The 17298-nt window shown below is 73.1% G+C and carries 16 protein-coding genes; 9 read left to right on the top strand and 7 right to left on the bottom strand.

Annotated features, from left to right (window positions below; all coding sequences use genetic code 11):
• Positions 1-63: 63 nt before the first annotated feature.
• Positions 64-1332: a wax ester/triacylglycerol synthase domain-containing protein gene (locus ACIRNI_RS26745; RefSeq protein WP_403555077.1), complete on the bottom strand. Its 1269-nt coding sequence runs from the start codon at positions 1330-1332 to the stop codon at positions 64-66.
• Positions 1332-1568 carry an acyl carrier protein gene (locus ACIRNI_RS26740; RefSeq protein WP_403555075.1) on the bottom strand — a complete coding sequence of 79 codons (237 nt, stop codon included), beginning with the start codon at positions 1566-1568 and terminating at the stop codon, positions 1332-1334. The genes ACIRNI_RS26745 and ACIRNI_RS26740 overlap by 1 nt, the downstream gene beginning before the upstream one ends.
• Positions 1569-1777: 209 nt before the next feature.
• Here ACIRNI_RS26740 and miaB point away from each other — a divergent pair, with 209 nt between their 5' ends.
• Both miaB and ACIRNI_RS26730 read left to right on the top strand, forming a co-directional pair.
• Positions 1778-3295 (top strand): tRNA (N6-isopentenyl adenosine(37)-C2)-methylthiotransferase MiaB, encoded by a 1518-nt coding sequence (gene miaB, locus ACIRNI_RS26735; RefSeq protein WP_403555073.1) that lies wholly within the window; start codon positions 1778-1780, stop codon positions 3293-3295.
• Between the two features lie 82 nt (positions 3296-3377).
• Positions 3378-4094: a class III extradiol dioxygenase subunit B-like domain-containing protein gene (locus tag ACIRNI_RS26730; RefSeq protein WP_403555071.1), complete on the top strand. Its 717-nt coding sequence runs from the start codon at positions 3378-3380 to the stop codon at positions 4092-4094.
• 112 nt (positions 4095-4206) lie between these two features.
• Here the strand turns inward: ACIRNI_RS26730 and ACIRNI_RS26725 are convergent, their stop codons facing one another.
• From ACIRNI_RS26725 to ACIRNI_RS26715, 3 genes are all read right to left on the bottom strand, one after another.
• Entirely contained in the window at positions 4207-4461 is a 255-nt protein-coding gene (locus ACIRNI_RS26725) for an antitoxin (RefSeq protein WP_403555070.1), read from the bottom strand.
• A 71-nt stretch (positions 4462-4532) separates the two neighbouring features.
• Positions 4533-4727 (bottom strand): gliding motility protein, encoded by a 195-nt coding sequence (locus ACIRNI_RS26720; RefSeq protein ID WP_403555068.1) that lies wholly within the window; start codon positions 4725-4727, stop codon positions 4533-4535.
• A gap of 212 nt (positions 4728-4939) precedes the next feature.
• Positions 4940-5020 (bottom strand): hypothetical protein, encoded by an 81-nt coding sequence (locus ACIRNI_RS26715; RefSeq protein WP_403555138.1) that lies wholly within the window; start codon positions 5018-5020, stop codon positions 4940-4942.
• On the opposite strand from ACIRNI_RS26715, the gene miaA reads away from it, so the two are divergent.
• From miaA to hflX, 6 genes are all read left to right on the top strand, one after another.
• On the top strand, positions 4989-5927 hold the full coding sequence (gene miaA / locus ACIRNI_RS26710; protein WP_403555066.1) for a tRNA (adenosine(37)-N6)-dimethylallyltransferase MiaA: 939 nt from the start codon (positions 4989-4991) through the stop codon (positions 5925-5927). The two genes, ACIRNI_RS26715 and miaA, sit on opposite strands and share 32 nt — an antisense overlap.
• 107 nt (positions 5928-6034) lie before the next feature.
• Positions 6035-6529 carry a hypothetical protein gene (locus ACIRNI_RS26705; protein WP_403555136.1) on the top strand — a complete coding sequence of 165 codons (495 nt, stop codon included), beginning with the start codon at positions 6035-6037 and terminating at the stop codon, positions 6527-6529.
• Positions 6530-6573: 44 nt separating this feature from the next.
• Positions 6574-7449, top strand: coding sequence for a diaminopimelate epimerase (gene dapF, locus ACIRNI_RS26700; RefSeq protein ID WP_403555064.1), 876 nt, complete (start codon positions 6574-6576; stop codon positions 7447-7449).
• 138 nt (positions 7450-7587) lie between these two features.
• Positions 7588-9723, top strand: a complete 2136-nt coding sequence (locus tag ACIRNI_RS26695) for a RelA/SpoT family protein (RefSeq protein ID WP_403555063.1) — start codon at positions 7588-7590, stop codon at positions 9721-9723.
• A gap of 102 nt (positions 9724-9825) precedes the next feature.
• Positions 9826-11334 carry a M1 family metallopeptidase gene (locus ACIRNI_RS26690; RefSeq protein WP_403555061.1) on the top strand — a complete coding sequence of 503 codons (1509 nt, stop codon included), beginning with the start codon at positions 9826-9828 and terminating at the stop codon, positions 11332-11334.
• Between the two features lie 153 nt (positions 11335-11487).
• Positions 11488-12993: a GTPase HflX gene (hflX, locus tag ACIRNI_RS26685; protein ID WP_403555060.1), complete on the top strand. Its 1506-nt coding sequence runs from the start codon at positions 11488-11490 to the stop codon at positions 12991-12993.
• Between the two features lie 84 nt (positions 12994-13077).
• Here hflX and ACIRNI_RS26680 read toward each other — a convergent pair whose 3' ends face one another.
• Together ACIRNI_RS26680 and ACIRNI_RS26675 are read right to left on the bottom strand one after the other, a co-directional pair.
• A complete protein-coding gene (locus ACIRNI_RS26680) occupies positions 13078-14259 on the bottom strand; it encodes a trypsin-like serine peptidase (RefSeq protein ID WP_403555058.1) in 1182 nt (393 codons plus the stop codon).
• Positions 14260-14484: 225 nt separating this feature from the next.
• Positions 14485-15660 carry a trypsin-like serine peptidase gene (locus ACIRNI_RS26675; protein WP_403555056.1) on the bottom strand — a complete coding sequence of 392 codons (1176 nt, stop codon included), beginning with the start codon at positions 15658-15660 and terminating at the stop codon, positions 14485-14487.
• 249 nt (positions 15661-15909) lie between these two features.
• Between ACIRNI_RS26675 and ACIRNI_RS26670 the strand changes: the two genes are divergently transcribed.
• A complete protein-coding gene (locus ACIRNI_RS26670; protein ID WP_403555054.1) occupies positions 15910-17292 on the top strand; it encodes a diaminobutyrate--2-oxoglutarate transaminase family protein in 1383 nt (460 codons plus the stop codon).
• Positions 17293-17298: the final 6 nt, after the last annotated feature.

Raw genomic sequence — 17298 nt, 5'->3', positions numbered from 1 at the left:
GTACGGACGGGGAAGCGCAGTACGAGCCGGGCCAGGGCGCCCAGCGGATCGGCGCGCAGAGCCCTACCTCCCGAGGGAGGGCGCCAGGGCGGGGGCCTCCGGCGCCAGCCGGTCCAGCGCCTCGTGCCAGTACCCCGCCAGCTCCCGCGCCGCCGGTACGGCGGCGTCGGCGGTGAACGCGCAGACGGCCTGGGAGCGCCAGATGGTCAGCACGGGCTGGTACGGGAAGTGGGCGGGCAGGCAGTTCAGGCCGGTGAGGCCCAGGGCGCGGCAGCCGCCGAGCCCGAAGTCGGCCGTCTGCGTGAGGACCGTGGTCTGCACCCCGCAGCGCGCGAAGACCCGCTCCGACAGGCTCCTCGTGCGCCGCGCGTCGAGCCGTACGAGCGCGTCGCCCTTCGCCCACCTGAGAGCGGGATCCTTGTAGCGGGCGGTACGCCGGGACAGCAGCCGCGCGCGGCGCCGCAGGTCCGCCTCCTCCCACGGCACGTCCACCACGGCGACGGAGAAGCGGTTGCCCGCATAGGCGGGGCAGGCCGCGGTGGAGGAGCCCACCGGGCCCAGCGCGATGGGCAGTCCGATGCCCCGCGCGCGCGGCCCCTCCCGGGTCCAGCCGGTGGTGTCCGTCCGCTGCGCCGCGTACGACAGGGCGCTGAGGTGGATGTCGAGCACCGAGCAGCCGAGGCCGGCGGCCGCCGTCCGCAACCGGCTCACCGGCACGCTCACGGCGGACAGCACCCGCCGCCCTTCCCGGGGCCCGTCCAGCAGCGGCCGGCGCGAGGCCGGCAGGAAGAGCCGTACGGACTCGAGCGCGTTGCGCGCATGGCCGCCGATCCGCGCGGAGAGGTCCGGCGCGTACGAACCGCCCGCCGGGGGCACGGCCTCGGCCGGCGGCCTCGTCCGGAAGAGCCGCTGCATCACCCAGGCCAGGCTCACGCCGTCGTGCAGCGCGTGGTGTCCGCGGTAGCACAGCAGGAACCGGTTCTCCTCGTAGCCGTGCACCAGCCACACGCCCCAGGGCCGCCGCGGACACGGAGCGGCGGCGTTGAGCAGCGCGTCGTACGCCGCCTCCCGCCGCTCCACACGCAGTTCGCGGACGTGCCGGCCGAGGTCCGGCCCCTCGTCCCCGGCGTCCCCCGTGACGGACAGGGAGAGCAGCGGCAGGTACGGCAGCCGCCCGCGTACGTGCTCCCGTACGGCGGCGAGCTCCGGCACGGGCCCTTCCAGCTCCAGTACGGCTCCGATGTGCAGGTAGTGGCCCTGGTCGGGGCCCTCCATGGCGCGAATGACCTCGTCCACCGCCGGGTAGGCGGCGGCCCCGCCGGTCCCGCTCATCAGCCCGCGACGGGCTGGGCGTGGCGCTGCAGGAAGTCGGCGATGTCGCCGACCGTCCTCAGGCCGGTCAGCCGGCTCTCGTCGACGCTGATCCCGAGCTCGTCCTGGGCGATGAGCACCAGCTCCGTCACGGCGAGCGAGTCGAGGCCGACCTCCTCCACCGTGGCGTCCGGCCGGATCAGGTCGACCGGCAGGTGCAGCGTGCCGGCCATGGTCTCCCGCAGCCATTCGTACATGGTTCTCCTCTGCGCTCACCGTGTGGGACCACTTCTGGAATGCGCCAACTTTCCACACGGCCGAGGGCGGTGCCCGGCACCCGGCCCGGCATGTTCGCAATCGCCCGGGATCCTGTACTCGGACGGCGGAAGGCGCCCCGGCCCGCCCCTCGGCGGCCCTCCGACCGGCTCGGGACGGGGCTCGCCCGGCGCCCCCTTACCCTGGAGGAATGACCAGCATCGACCGGAGCCTTGCCGTGGGCGCGTCCAAGACCTATGAGATCCGCACCTACGGGTGCCAGATGAACGTCCACGACTCCGAGCGCCTCTCCGGGCTGCTGGAGGAGGCGGGCTACGTCCGCGCGCCCGAGGGCTCCGACGGTGACGCCGACGTTGTCGTCTTCAACACCTGCGCGGTGCGGGAGAACGCCGACAACAAGCTGTACGGCAACCTCGGGCGGCTCGCCCCGCGCAAGTCGGAGCGGCCCGGCATGCAGATCGCCGTCGGCGGCTGTCTGGCCCAGAAGGACCGCGACACCATCGTGAAGAAGGCGCCGTGGGTCGACGTCGTCTTCGGTACGCACAACATCGGCAAGCTGCCGGTGCTCCTGGAGCGCGCCCGGATCCAGGAGGAGGCGCAGATCGAGATCGCCGAGTCGCTGGAGGCGTTCCCGTCGACGCTGCCGACCCGGCGCGAGTCCGCGTACGCCGCCTGGGTGTCCATCTCCGTCGGCTGCAACAACACCTGCACCTTCTGTATCGTCCCCGCGCTGCGCGGCAAGGAGAAGGACCGCCGCCCCGGCGACATCCTCGCCGAGATCGAGGCGCTGGTCGCCGAGGGCGTCTCCGAGATCACCCTGCTCGGCCAGAACGTGAACGCGTACGGCTCCGACATCGGTGACCGCGAGGCCTTCTCCAAGCTGCTGCGGGCCTGCGGCACGATCGAGGGCCTGGAGCGCGTGCGCTTCACCTCCCCGCACCCCCGCGACTTCACGGACGACGTGATCGCGGCGATGGCCGAGACCCCCAACGTGATGCCGCAGCTGCACATGCCGCTGCAGTCCGGCTCGGACACCGTCCTGAAGGCGATGCGCCGCTCCTACCGCCAGGACCGCTTCCTGGGGATCATCAGCAAGGTGCGGGAGGCCATCCCGCACGCCGCGATCTCCACCGACATCATCGTGGGCTTCCCCGGCGAGACCGAGGAGGACTTCGAGCAGACCCTGCACGTGGTGCGCGAGGCCCGCTTCGCGCAGGCCTTCACCTTCCAGTACTCCCAGCGCCCCGGTACGCCGGCGGCGACCATGGACGGGCAGATCCCCAAGGAGGTCGTGCAGGAGCGGTACATGCGCCTGGTCGCCCTCCAGGAGGAGATCTCCTGGGAGGAGAACAAGAAGCAGGTCGGCCGGACCCTGGAGGTGATGGTCGCCGAGGGCGAGGGCCGCAAGGACGACACCACCCACCGCCTGTCGGGCCGCGCCCCCGACAACCGCCTGGTGCACTTCACCAAGCCGGAGCAGGAGGTGCGCCCGGGCGACGTGGTGACCGTCGACATCACCTACGCGGCCCCGCACCACCTGCTGGCCGAGGGCCCCACCACCCGGGTACGCCGCACCCGCGCGGGCGACGCGTGGGAGAAGCGCAACGCCGCCGAGGCGGCCAAGCCGGCCGGTGTGATGCTGGGCCTGCCCCAGATCGGCGTCCCGGCCCCGCTGCCGCCGGTCACCGGAGGCTGCGCGGTCGGCTGATCCACGCCGGTCTGCCGACGCACACTGGTGTCCGCCTGACCTGCGCCGCTGTCACCGGGGTGCAGCGGCTACGCTGCGGATCATGCTTGTCGCCGCGGCCGTCTGCCCCTGCCCCCCGCTCCTGGTCCCCGACGTCGCCGCCGGGGCCGCGCCCGAACTCGACGCCGCGCGCACGGCCTGCTCCGACGCGCTGTCGGTGCTCGCCGCCGCGCGCCCGGACCGGCTGTTCGTGGTGGGCCCGGCCGAGGGCGACGCGATGGAGCGGTACACGGCCGGCGCGGTGGGCGACTTCCGGGGCTTCGGCGTCGACCTCGGCGTGCGGCTGGGGCACGGTGCCGCCGCGCGCGCGGAGGACCGGCGGCTGCCCGCTTCCCTCGCCGTCGGGGCCTGGCTGCTGGCACGGGTCGACTGGGCCGACGCACCCGTCGAGGGCCTGGCCGTGGGGGAGCGCCTTTCGCCGGCGCGCTGCGCCGACGCGGGCCGCGACCTCGCCGCCCGCGCCGATCGGGTCGCCCTGCTCGTGATGGGCGACGGCAGCGCGTGCCGCTCCCTCAAGGCGCCGGGCTACCTCGACGACCGCGCCGCCGGCTTCGACGAGGCGGCCGCCCGCGCCCTGGGCGCGGCGGACACCGCCGCCCTCGCGGCGCTGGACGAGCACCTCGCGTACGAGCTGAAGGCGGCGGGGCGCGCTCCCTGGCAGGTCCTGGCGGGCGCGGCGGAGGGCGCCCGTCTGGAAGGCCGCCTGCTCCACGAGGACGCGCCGTACGGCGTCGGCTACTTCGTCGCCGCCTGGTCCTAGGGGCGCCGCAGCACGACGGCGGACGGCCGCGGAGTCGTGCTCCGCGGCCGTCCGCCGTCGCCGTGCTGCCGTTGCCGTACGTCTACGCGTACGAGGGTTCGGGGTCGCGGGGTCAGGAGGTGGAACCCGGCGGTGGCGGTGGCGCGGCGCCACCCTCGTCCTTGTGGGCGAACCGGCCCAAGGCGTCCTTGGCCTTGCCCGTACCGGAATGGATCTTGTCGCTGTACTTGCCCTTGGTGCTCTGGTCGACCATCCGCGCGACCTTGTCGAACCCCTGGTCGATCCGCCCCTCGTGCTGGTGCGCGAGGTCCTGGACCTTCTCCTTGGCAGGGGCGAGCTTGGCCTTCATCTGATCCAGGAAGCCCATGGGTCACCGTCCCTCGTCAGTCGCCGCCCGGCCGCGATGCCGCCGCCGTGGTGCGGCTTCCCGCTCCGGCTCTACTTGCGCGCGCCTTCACCAGCCCCGTTGTCCGCCGCCTCCTCGGCCGACTGCTGCTTGGGGATCTCCACCCCTTCGCCGCCCGCGGCCTCGGGCGCCGGTGCCGCCCCGGTCGTCTCCGCCGCTTCGGTGACCTCGGCCGCCGCCTCGGACTCCGCCGCCGTCTGCGCGGCGGTGTCGGTGTCGGCGGTCACCGGAGCGGTCGCCGTCCCGTCGGCCGATGCCGCGGCAGGCTCCTCACCCTTCCGGCGAAACCATGCAAAAACGCCCATGTCTACTCCATAGCGTACTCGTGTGGGCGAAATTCCGCGCCGTCCGGAGCGTCCCATTGCGTCGCCCGGTGGAGCCGGTCCTGAAAACCGGCGGTCGGAACCTCGCAACAGGCAACGACGCCGACCCCGGACCGTCACGTCGCTCGTTCGGGGACAGTGGGTGAGGTTTGCGAGACTGGGTCGGTGAGAAGCGCAGCTCCCGCCCCGCGGGTCATCGCCGTCGTCGGCCCCACCGCGGCCGGAAAGTCCGATCTGGGCGTCTTCCTCGCCCAGCAGCTGGGCGGCGAAGTCGTCAACGCCGATTCCATGCAGCTCTACCGGGGGATGGACATCGGAACCGCCAAACTGACGCCCGAGGAGCGCGGCGGCATCCCGCACCACCTCCTCGACATCTGGGATGTCACCGAGACCGCCAGCGTCGCCGAGTACCAGCGGCTCGCCCGCGCCGAGATCGACCGGCTGCTCGCCGAGGGGCGCGTCCCCGTCCTCGTCGGTGGCTCCGGGCTGTACGTACGCGGCGCCGTCGACGCCCTCGAGTTCCCCGGCACCGACCCGGCCGTCCGCGCCCGCCTCGAAGCCGAGCTCGACGAGCGCGGCTCCGGCGTCCTGCACGCCCGCCTCGCCGCCGCCGACCCGGACGCCGCCCGGGCCATCCTGCCCAGCAACGGCCGCCGGATCGTCAGGGCGCTCGAAGTCATCGAGATCACGGGCAAGCCCTTCACCGCCAACCTCCCCGGTCACGAGTCGGTGTACGAGACCGTCCAGATCGGCGTCGACGTCGAGCGCCCCGAGCTCGACGAGCGGATCGCCGCGCGCGTGGACCGCATGTGGGAAGCCGGACTCGTCGACGAGGTGCGGGAACTGGAGGCGCGCGGGCTGCGCGAGGGCCGCACCGCCTCCCGCGCCCTCGGTTACCAGCAGGTACTCGCCGCGCTCGCGGGCGAGTGCACCGAGGACGAGGCGCGCGCCGAGACCGTCCGCGCCACCAAGCGCTTCGCGCGGCGCCAGGACTCCTGGTTTCGCCGCGACCCGCGCGTGCACTGGCTCAGTGGGGCGGCCGCGGACCGCGCGGAACTCCCGCGGCAAGCGCTGACGTTGGTCGAACGAGCGGTTACAGCCTGATCACGTGATGGCATCGGGACGCCCTGCCCGTCATTCCGGTGCCCGGGGCCGTGCCATCATCGAGCATCGATCGACCAGTGGAGTCCGAGTTGGGAGGGCGCGTGGCGATGGAGGCCGGCCCTCGCGACAGAGAACAGTACGAAGCACCGGACGACATGGCACCGGGAGAAGACCAGGCAGCACAGGGCCTGGGCTCCGCCGCGCCGGGCCTGAGCCCGGACGGGCCGGAGCTCGACGAGGACGGGGCCCAGGAGATCACCCCGGACGAGGTCGAGGTCGAACTGCGCCCGCAGCGGCGGCTGCGCATCTGGCAGCTCGCCCCCATCGTGGGACTCGCCGCGATCGGCTCGCTGATGTTCGCCTTCCCCCTCGCCTTCGGCTCGGGTGACGGCGGCGCGGTCCTGCCCATGCTGGGCCTGCTGCTGTGCGGGTGCGCCGCCGGCTGGGGCATGATGGCCGCCCGCCGGGTCGGCTACACCTGGCCCGGCCTGCCCGCCCGCGGCTCCGGCGAGCGCCCCGACTGGCGCGTGATCGCGCTGTACGCCGCCGGCGTCGCCGTCCTCGTGGCGCTGGCCGTGTGGCGGGTCGCTCGCCTCCGCTGAGCCGAGCGGGGCCGGTGTCGGACCCCCCTCGTACGATGGAGCGCATGACGACCACACCCCTCGCCTTCCTCAAGGGCCACGGCACCGAGAACGACTTCGTGATCGTGCCGGACCCGGACAACGCCATCGAGCTGAGCGCCTCCGCGGTCGCCCGGCTCTGCGACCGGCGGGCGGGCATCGGGGGCGACGGGGTGCTGCACGTCGTCCGCTCCGCCGCGCACCCCGAGGCCCGGGACATGGCCGGGGAGGCCGAGTGGTTCATGGACTACCGCAACGCCGACGGTTCGATCGCCGAGATGTGCGGCAACGGCGTCCGCGTCTTCGCCCGCTACCTCGAGCACGCGGGCCACATCACCGCCGGTGAGATCGCCATCGCCACCCGCGGCGGCGTCAAGCGCGCCCACCTGGAGAAGACCGGTGACGTCACCATCTCCATGGGTCGCGCCCGGCTGCCCGAGGACGGCGTCACCGTCACCGTCGGCGACCGCAGCTGGCCCGCCCGGAACGTGAACATGGGCAACCCGCACGCCGTGGCCTTCGTCGAGGACCTCGCCCACGCCGGTGAGCTGCGGTCCGAGCCGCCGTACGAGCCCGCGGCCGTCTACCCCGACGGGGTCAACATCGAGTTCGTCGCCGACCGGGGCCCCCGCCACGTCGCGATGCGCGTCCACGAGCGCGGCTCCGGCGAGACCCGCTCCTGCGGCACCGGCGCGTGCGCGGTGGCCGTCGCCGCGGCCCGTCGGGACGGCGCCGACCCGGCCGCGACCGGGACGCCGGTCACGTACACCGTGGACCTCCTCGGCGGCACGCTCACGATCACCGAACACCCCGACGGCGAGATCGAGATGACCGGCCCCGCGGTCATCGTCGCCGAGGGCCGCATAGACCCCGCCTGGCTCTCGGGGAACGCCACCGCCTGAGGCTTCGCTCGAATGGGTGATCCCGTTCACGCTGGGGGAGAGCCGGTCGGCTCGACGTGGTGGGCTCGGTAGCATCAAGCACCGGCCCGGCGGGCATGCCGCCCGCCCACCGCCGGTAGACCCCGCCGGAGGTGCCCCATGAGCGCAGAGGCCACCAACCCCGCGCCCAGCCGCCGGCGCGGCCGCCCGAGGATCGACCTCCGGAGGCTCGGCCGCGCCGCCCTGCTCGGTCCCGCCACCCGGGACCGGCTGCCCGACGCGATCAGCCATGTCGCCGAGGCCCACCGCGCACACCACTCCGACGCGGACCTCGCCGTGCTGCACCGGGCGTACGTCCTCGCCGAATCCTCGCACCGCGGACAGTTCCGCAAGAGCGGCGAGCCGTACATCACCCACCCGCTCGCCGTCACGCTGATCCTCGCCGAACTGGGCGCCGAGACCACGACCTTGACCGCTTCCCTCCTCCACGACACCGTCGAGGACACGGACCTGACCCTCGACCAGGTGCGCGAGCAGTTCGGGGACGAGGTCTGCTACCTCGTCGACGGCGTGACCAAACTGGAGAAGGTCGACTACGGCGCCGCCGCCGAGCCCGAGACCTTCCGCAAGATGCTCGTCGCCACCGGCAACGACGTCCGCGTCATGTCCATCAAACTCGCCGACCGGCTGCACAACATGCGCACCCTCGGTGTCATGCGCCCCGAGAAGCAGGCGCGGATCGCCCGGGTCACCCGCGACGTCCTCATCCCGCTCGCCGAACGGCTCGGCGTACAGGCGCTCAAGACCGAGCTGGAGGACCTGGTCTTCGCCATCCTCCACCCCGCCGAGTACGAGCAGACCCGCGCCCTCATCGCCGAGAACGCCACCGCCGGGGACGCCCTCGCCGCCATCGCCGACGACGTCAGGACCGCCCTGCGCGAAGCGCGCATCCCCGCCGAAGTCCTCGTCCGGCCACGCCACTTCGTCTCCGTGCACCGGGTCAGGCTCAAACGCGGCGAGCTGCGCGGCACGGACTTCGGGCGCCTCCTGGTCCTGGTGGGGGAGGACGCCGACTGCTACGGCGTGCTCGGCGAACTGCACACCTGCTTCACGCCCGTGATCTCCGAGTTCAAGGACTTCATCGCGGCGCCCAAGTTCAACCTGTACCAGTCGCTGCACACCGCGGTCGCCGCGCCCGACGGCTCGGTCGCCGAAGTGCTGATCCGTACGCACCAGATGCACAAGGTCGCCGAGGCAGGCGTCGTCGCCCTCGGCAACCCCTACGCCGCGGGCGCCGAGCACGGCGAGGACGGGGAGGACGGCGAGCGCGCCGACCCGACCCGGCCCGGGTGGCTCTCCCGCCTGCTGGAGTGGCAGCAGGCCACCCCGGACCCCGACACCTTCTGGACCTCGCTGCGCGCCGACCTCGCCCAGGACGGCGAGATCACCGTCTTCCGCCCCGACGGCGGAACGCTGGCGCTGCCCGGCGGCGCGACCTGCGTGGACGCCGCGTACGCCCAGTACGGCGAGGCGGCCCACGCCTGCGTCGGCGCCCGCGTCAACGGCCGCCTCGCCTCGCTCGCCACGGTGCTCGGCGACGGGGACACCGTGCAGCTGCTGCTCGCCCAGGACCCGCCGCAGGACGCCGTCTCCGGGCCCTCGCCCGACTGGCTCGAACACGCCAGCACCCCGGCCGCGCGGATCGCCATCACCCGCTGGCTCGCGGCACACCCGGAGGCGGTGAAGCCGGAGCCGGCGGCGGAGCAGCCGTCGGAGCACCCCGCGGAGCACCCGCCCTTCGCCGCCGCGCCCACGGAGCGGGGCCCGGCGGGCCCCGGCCCCGTCCCCATGCCCGGTGCGGGCGCCCGCGCCGTCGTCGCCGGCCTCCCGGACGCGCCCGTCCGCCTCGCCCGCTGCTGCACCCCCGTACCGCCCGACGCGGTCACCGGCTTCGCGGTACGCGGCGGAAACGTCACGGTCCACCGCGCCGAGTGCCCCGCCGTCCGCCGCATGGAGGCGCTCGGGCGCGTGCCCACCGCCGTGAGCTGGGGCGACACCGCCGACTGCCGGGTCACGCTCGTCGCCGAGTCCTTCGGGCGGCCGCGCCTGCTCGCCGACCTCACCGACGTCATCGCCACGGCGGGCGCCGCGATCATCTCCGCCACCGTGGAACCGCCCACCGAACAGCGCGTCCGGCACACCTACACGCTGCAGCTCCCCGACGCGGCGCAGCTGCCCGGCCTGATGCGCGCCATGCGCGACGTGGCGGGCGTGTACGACGTCAGCCGCGCCTAGGCCCCTATGGGGAGCGGCGTACGACGCCGTTCGGGTGCGCGCGAGGTACGCGGGGCGCGCGCCGTCACGGCGGGTGCGCGGTGCGCTGGTAGCGGTTGCCCCATGCCTCTCATCACACCGCGATCCACGCCGCGCTCGCTCGTACGATCGTCCCGACGCCTCCGCGTGGCCCTGCTGGCCGCGGCGTCGGCCGGCTGCCTGGTCGCCGCCGCCGCGCCCGCGCCCCAGCCGCTCGGCATCGGCGACCCGCTCTTCCCGCACCTCGGCAACCCCGGCTACGACGTCCTCGCGTACGACATCGCCCTCACCTACCAGGGCGACAACACCAAGCCGATGGACGCCCTCACCAAGATCGACGCGCGGACCACGGCCCGGCTGGAGCGCCTCAACCTCGACTTCACCCACGGCACCGTGCGCGCCGTCCACGTCAACGGCCTGCCCGCCGCGTACGAGAGCAGCGGCGAGGACCTGGTCGTCGAGCCGGTCCAGCCCGTCGAAGCCGGTGCGCCGCTGACCGTCACCGTCGCCCACACCAGCGATCCGCGCGCCTCCCGGGAAGCGGGCGGCTGGGTCCGCACCTCCGACGGGCTGGCGATGGCCAACCAGGCCGACGCCGCCCACCGGGTCTTCCCGGGCAACGACCACCCCGCCGACAAGGCGTACTTCACCTTCCGCGTCACCGCTCCCCGGGACCTCACCGTCGTCGCCAACGGACGCCGCGTCGCGCAGGTGGAGGCGGGCGACGCGCGGACCTGGCTCTACCGCACCGCCCAGCCCATGGCGACCGAGCTCGCACAGGTCTCCATCGGCCGTTCCGCCGTCGTCGAGCGCACCGGCCCGCGCGGGCTCCCCGTGCGCGACGTCGTCCCGGAGGCCGACCGGGAGGCCCTGGAACCGTGGCTGAAGAGGACACCGCAGCACCTGGAGTGGATGGAGCGCCGGGTCGGGGCCTACCCCTTCGAGACGTATGGCGTGCTCGTCGCCGACGCCGACACCGGCTTCGCGCTGGAGACCCAGACGCTGTCCCTCTTCGAGCGGGCGCTGTTCCGGGACGGTGACTACCCGAAGTGGTACGTCGACGCGATCATGGTCCACGAGCTGGCCCACCAGTGGTTCGGCAACAGCGTCTCCCCCCGCACGTGGTCCGACCTGTGGCTCAACGAGGGCCACGCCACCTGGTACGAGGCCCTGTACGCCGAGGAGACCGCCCAGCAGTCGCTGGAGGAGCGGATGCGCAACGCGTACATCGCCTCCGACGGCTGGCGCGCGGCGGGTGGCCCCCCGGCCGCGCCCAAGCCTCCCGCCCCCGGCCAGAAGATCAGCCTGTTCCGGCCGGTGGTGTACGACGGCTCCGCCCTGATCCTGTACGCGCTGCGCCAGGAGATCGGCAAGGAGGCCTTCGAGCTGCTGGAGCGGCGCTGGGTGACGGAGCACGCCCACGGGACGGCGAGCACCGCGGACTTCGTACGCCTCGCCTCCGACATCGCGGGCCGTGACCTGAGCGCCTTCATGCAGGGCTGGCTGTACGGCGAGAAGACGCCGGCGATGCCCGGCCACCCGGACTGGCGCAGCAAGGCCCCGGCCGAGGCCCAGCCGTCGCAGAAGCGCTGAAACTCGCGTGACGGGCCCGCGGTACCGTGCGACCATCGTCGGGTCGGCGGCGCTGCCGGGCCCCCGGGTTGCCGGGGACCCGTCCCGGGAATGATCCGGGGGAGTCACGCGTTGAGCTTGACGAATCGAGTATTTCTTCGACGTAAGGATCCAATGACCTCCTCTTCTTCCCCTTCCCAGGACGCACAGAGCTTCGCGGACACCACCCGCACCGAGAGCCTTCGGGCCGATGCCCTGATGGAAGAGGACGTCGCCTGGAGCTACGAGATCGACGGAGAGCGCGACGGCGACCAGTTCGACCGCCACGAGCGCGCCGCCCTGCGGCGTGTCGCGGGCCTCTCCACCGAGCTCGAGGACGTCACCGAGGTCGAGTACCGGCAGCTGCGCCTGGAGCGTGTGGTGCTGGTCGGCGTGTGGACCTCGGGGACCGTGCAGGACGCGGAGAACTCCCTCGCGGAGCTGGCCGCGCTCGCCGAGACGGCGGGTGCGCTGGTCCTCGACGGTGTGATCCAGCGCCGCGACAAGCCGGACCCGGCCACGTACATCGGCTCGGGCAAGGCGAACGAACTGCGTGACATCGTGCTGGAGACCGGGGCCGACACCGTCGTCTGCGACGGTGAGCTCAGCCCCGGCCAGCTGATCCACCTCGAGGACGTCGTCAAGGTCAAGGTGGTCGACCGCACCGCCCTGATCCTCGACATCTTCGCCCAGCACGCCAAGTCCCGAGAGGGCAAGGCGCAGGTCTCGCTCGCGCAGATGCAGTACATGCTGCCGCGGCTGCGCGGCTGGGGTCAGTCGCTGTCCCGGCAGATGGGTGGCGGTGGCTCCGGCTCCTCGGGCGGCGGTATGGCCACCCGTGGTCCCGGTGAGACCAAGATCGAGACGGACCGTCGGCGGATCCGCGAGAAGATGGCGAAGATGCGCCGGGAGATCGCGGAGATGAAGACCGGCCGCGAGATCAAGCGGCAGGAGCGGCGGCGCAACAAGGTGCCGTCGGTCGCGATCGCCGGATACACCAACGCCGGCAAGTCCTCCCTGCTCAACCGTCTGACGGGCGCGGGCGTCCTCGTGGAGAACGCGCTGTTCGCGACCCTCGACCCGACCGTGCGCCGGGCCGAGACGCCGAGCGGCCGCCTGTACACGCTGGCGGACACCGTCGGCTTCGTACGGCACCTGCCGCACCACCTCGTCGAGGCGTTCCGCTCCACCATGGAGGAGGTCGGCGACGCCGATCTGATCCTGCACGTGGTGGACGGCTCGCACCCGGCGCCGGAGGAGCAGCTGGCCGCCGTGCGCGAGGTGATCCGGGACGTCGGCGCGACGGACATCCCCGAGATCGTCGTGATCAACAAGGCGGACGCCGCCGATCCGGTCGAGCTGCAGCGGCTGCTGCGCATCGAGCGGCACTCCATCGCCGTGTCCGCGCGGACCGGCGAGGGCATCGACGAGCTGCTCGCCCTGATCGACGCGGAGCTCCCGCGGCCGCAGGTCGAGATCGAGGTCCTCCTGCCGTACACGCAGGGCGGGCTGGTCTCGCGGGTGCACGCCGAGGGCGAGGTGATCTCCGAGGAGCACACCGCGGAGGGCACGCTGCTCAAGGCGCGGGTGCACGAGGAGCTGGCCGGCTCGCTGGCCCGGTTCACCCCGGCGACGCACTGACGCACCGGCGCACCGCCGTACCGAACGAGCCGAAGGCCCGCCCCCTCCAGGTGAGGGTGCGGGCCTTCGGCCTGTCCGCCGGGGTTACCGCCCCGCGAACTTGTCGCTCATCATCGTGTAGATGCCCCGCGCGCCCTCGTCCAGGCGCGGGCCCGCCAGCCAGCCCGCCGTCACCGGGCCGATGGAGGTGTTGGACACGAGGACCAGCCGGTCCTCGCCCGGGACCTCGCGGAACCAGCCGCCGCCGGAGGAACCGCCGGTCATGGTGCAGCCGATCCGCCACATCGTCGGCGTACCGGGGCTGAGGGTGAGGCGGCCCGGGCGGTCGACGCACTTGTGCATCAGCGCACCGTCGTACGGGGCGGCGGCCGGGTATCCCCAGGCGCCCATCGCCGGGATGCCGACGGCCTGCGGGGCCTGGAAGTCGACGTCGAGGGCGACACCGACCGTCTCCTCCAGCGACTTGCCGCCGTTCTCCGGCTTCACGTGCATCACGGCGTAGTCGTACGGAGCGCCCTCGCCGCCCGTCGGGCCGCCCTGGGAGATCCACTCACCGGAAGTCGCCACCCAGTCCGCCCAGTACACGCCGTACGGGGCGATCTCCTGCGGCCGCGCGTTCTCCAGCTGTGCCGGGCTCTTGCCCAGGTCGTTGTAGGCGGGGACGAAGGCGATGTTGCGGTACCAGCCGCCGCTCTTGCCGGCGTGGACGCAGTGGCCGGCGGTCCACACGAGGTTGGACTTGCCGGGGTTCTTCGGGTCCTTCACCACGGTGGCCGAGCAGACCATCGAGCCCTCGGGGGAGTCGAAGAAGACCTTGCCGACCGGGGCGGCGTTCTTGTGGTACGGCTTCTCCTCCGGCACGGCCTGGATCGGCCTCGGCTCCGGGTCGGTGACGCCCTGGTCGCCGGAGAGGTCACCGGCGGCCATGGTCTTCTGCGGCGACTTGGCGGTCTGCATCCGCTCGGGCTTCCACAGCCCCTCGATCACCGGGTTGACGAAGTCCTTGGCCTCACGCAGCCATGTGTCCTTGTCCCAGTTCTTCCACTCGCCGTTCTTCCACTTCTCCGGGTCGACACCGTGCTCCTTGAGCTTGTCGGCCAGGTCCTTCGGAAGCTCGGTCCCGCCCTGACCGTCCTGCCCGCCCGCGGGGCTGGAGGCCGCCGGCTTGCCGGCCGCCCCGTCCTCGGTCGGGCCGCAGGCCGTGGCCGTCAGCGCGAGGGCCGCGGCCAGGCCGGTGGCGCCCAGCAGTGGACGTATGGATCGCATGAAACGACTCCCCCATGAAAGCGCGGGGTCCGGGTGTCGGCCCGCCCCGCGCGTATTGCCATGAACGTGTCACGCCATAGGGCGGTCTTCCGGGACCGCCGCGTGAGGATGTGCCCCCACTCTATGCAGGTGGCGCCGGGGCGCCTTGCCACCCGGCGCCACCTGCACGGACTCTCCACGAGAGCACGCACCGGCCGGTCGGCCGAAGCCGATCGGTGCCGGGCGCTAGCGCCCCGCGAACTTCTTGCTGACCTCGTCGAACACGCCCTTCGCCTCGACACCCAGGCGCGGACCGGCCAGCCAGCCCGCCGTCACCGGGCCGATCGAGGTGTTGGACACCAGAGCCGGCTTGCCGTCCGCGCCCTCCGCGACCCAACCGCCGCCGGACGAACCGCCGGTCATGGTGCAGCCGATGCGGTGCATCGTCGGCTGGTCAGCCCGGAGGGACAGCCGGCCGGGCTTGTCCGCGCACTGGAACATCTTCTGGCCGTCGAACGGCGGCGCCGCCGGGTAACCGGTCGCCGTGATGCTCGCGATCTTCTGCGTGGCCGGAGCGTCGAAGTCCACCGGCAGCGCCGAACCGACCGTCTCCTCCAGTGACTTGCCGTTGCCGCCCTTCTCCGGCGTCACATGGATGACCGCGAAGTCGTACGGCGCGCCCTGGCCACCGGTCGCCGCGCCCTCGTTGATCCACTGCTCCGAGGTCTGCGCCCAGTCACCCCACCACACGCCGAAGGGGGCGACCTCTTCGCGCGAGGCCTTCTCCAGCTCGGCGGTCGACTTGTCGCCGTCGTTGTACGACGGGACGAAGGCGATGTTCCGGTACCAGCCGCCCTCCTTGCCGGCGTGCACGCAGTGGCCCGCCGTCCACACGAGGTTGGACCTGCCGGGGTTCGCCGGGTCCTTCACCACGGTCGCCGAGCAGACCATCGGGCCCTGCGGGCCGTCGAAGAGCAGCTTGCCCGCCTCCGGGACACCGGAGTGGTACGGCGCCTTCACCGGCTGGGCCTCGACCGGCCGGGGCGTCGGGTCGGTGACACCCTCGTCACCGGAGATGTCCTCCTCCTCGACCGGGCGCTCCGGCTCCTCCGCCTCCCGCATCCGGTCCGGGTCCCACAGGTCCTCGATGATCGGGTTGACGTAGTCCTTGGCCTCACGCAGCCATGTGTCCTTGTCCCAGTTCTTCCACTCGCCGTTCTTCCACTTGTCCAGATCGATCCCGTGCTCCTTGAGCCGGTCCTTCAGCTCGTCAGGAATCGTGATCTTCCCGTCCGCGGTCTGAGCGGCGGAAGCGCTGGGCTCCCCGCCCGCGGTGTCCTCCCCCGGCCCGCAGGCGGTGGCCGTCAGCGCCAGCGCGGCGGCGACGGAGGCTGCGGCGAGCAGCGGACGAATGGGTCGCATGTCGTGAATCCCCCTGGGACTTCGTAACCAAGTACGTCTAGAACTCTTGCACTACGGCACCGGAGTGCGGCCCCCCACTATGCCGGTGACGATGGGGACGGTGTCCGGCAGGTCCGCGGTTCCCCGCGTGCGACGGGCTCCGACCGCCCGCGTCCGCGCGGATCCGGAGACGACCGTGATCCCGGCGAGGCACCGTCGTTGGTACGGACGGGGGACAGACAACCGCTCCAGCCGGGAGGACCCGAAGACGTGGCCGCGACCGAACCAACCACGGTGGCGCCGCCCGCCGCGCACGAAGGCATCCTGCGCCGTCAGTCGCTCCGCGAATCGGCGGCCCGCACCTACGCGCGCTCGCTGCCCATCGTGCCCGTACGGGCCAGGGGCCTGACGATCGAAGGGGCGGACGGGCGGCGCTATCTGGACTGCCTCTCCGGCGCCGGGACGCTGGCGCTCGGACACAACCACCCGGTGGTGCTGGAGGCCATCAGGAAGGTCATCGACTCGGGCGCCCCGCTGCACGTCCTCGACCTCGCCACCCCGGTCAAGGACGCCTTCACCACCGAGCTGTTCGCCACGCTGCCACGAGAACTCGCCGAGGACGCGCGGATCCAGTTCTGCGGCCCGGCCGGCACCGACGCGGTCGAGGCCGCGCTGAAGCTGGTCCGCACGGCCACCGGGCGGACCGGCCTCCTCGCCTTCACCGGCGCCTACCACGGCATGACGGCCGGCGCGCTGGACGCCTCCGGCGGCGCCACGGACGTACGCGTGACCCGCCTGCCCTACCCGCACGACTACCGCTGCCCGTTCGGCATCGGCGGCGAGCGCGGCGCCGAACTCTCCGCCCGCTGGACCGAGAACGTCCTGGACGACCCCAAGAGCGGCGTACCCGACCCGGCCGGCATGATCCTCGAACCCGTCCAGGGCGAGGGCGGTGTCATCCCCGCCCCCGACACCTGGCTGCGCCGGATGCGGCAGATCACCGCCGACCGCTCCATCCCGCTCATCGCGGACGAGGTGCAGACCGGTGTCGGCCGCACCGGAGCGTTCTGGGCCGTCGAACACAGCGGCGTCGTCCCCGATGTGATGGTCATGTCCAAGGCCATCGGCGGCTCCCTCCCCCTGGCGGTCATCGTCTACAGGTCCGCGCTCGACCTGTGGCGGCCCGGCGCCCACGCGGGAACGTTCCGCGGCAACCAGCTCGCCATGGCCGCGGGCGCCGCCACCCTCACCTTCGTACGCGAGAACCGGCTCGCCGAGCGGGCCGCGACCCTCGGCGCCCGCATGCTCGGCCGGCTCCAGGGGCTGGCCGCCACGCACCCCTGCGTCGGCGACGTACGCGGCCGGGGGCTGATGCTCGGCGTCGAGCTCGTCGCCCCGGACGCCGACGGCCCCCACGACGGGGCTCCGCCGCCCGCCCCGGCGCTGGCGGCCGCGGTCCAGCGCGCCTGCCTCGACCGCGGCCTCATCGTCGAACTCGGCGGCCGCCACGGCGCCGTCGTCCGCCTGCTGCCACCCCTCACCCTCACCGACGAGCAGGCATCGGCGGTCCTCGACCGCTTCGCCGACGCCCTGACCGCGGCCCAACGCACCCGGCACCAGCCCCTCACGAGCGACACAGGACCGTCCCGCTGACCGCGA

Source organism: Streptomyces sp. NPDC093546 (genome assembly GCF_044765045.1).
GTDB lineage: Bacteria > Actinomycetota > Actinomycetes > Streptomycetales > Streptomycetaceae > Streptomyces.
The sequence above is the reverse complement of the archived record's forward strand: the minus strand, read 5'-3'. Positions and strand labels throughout refer to the sequence as shown.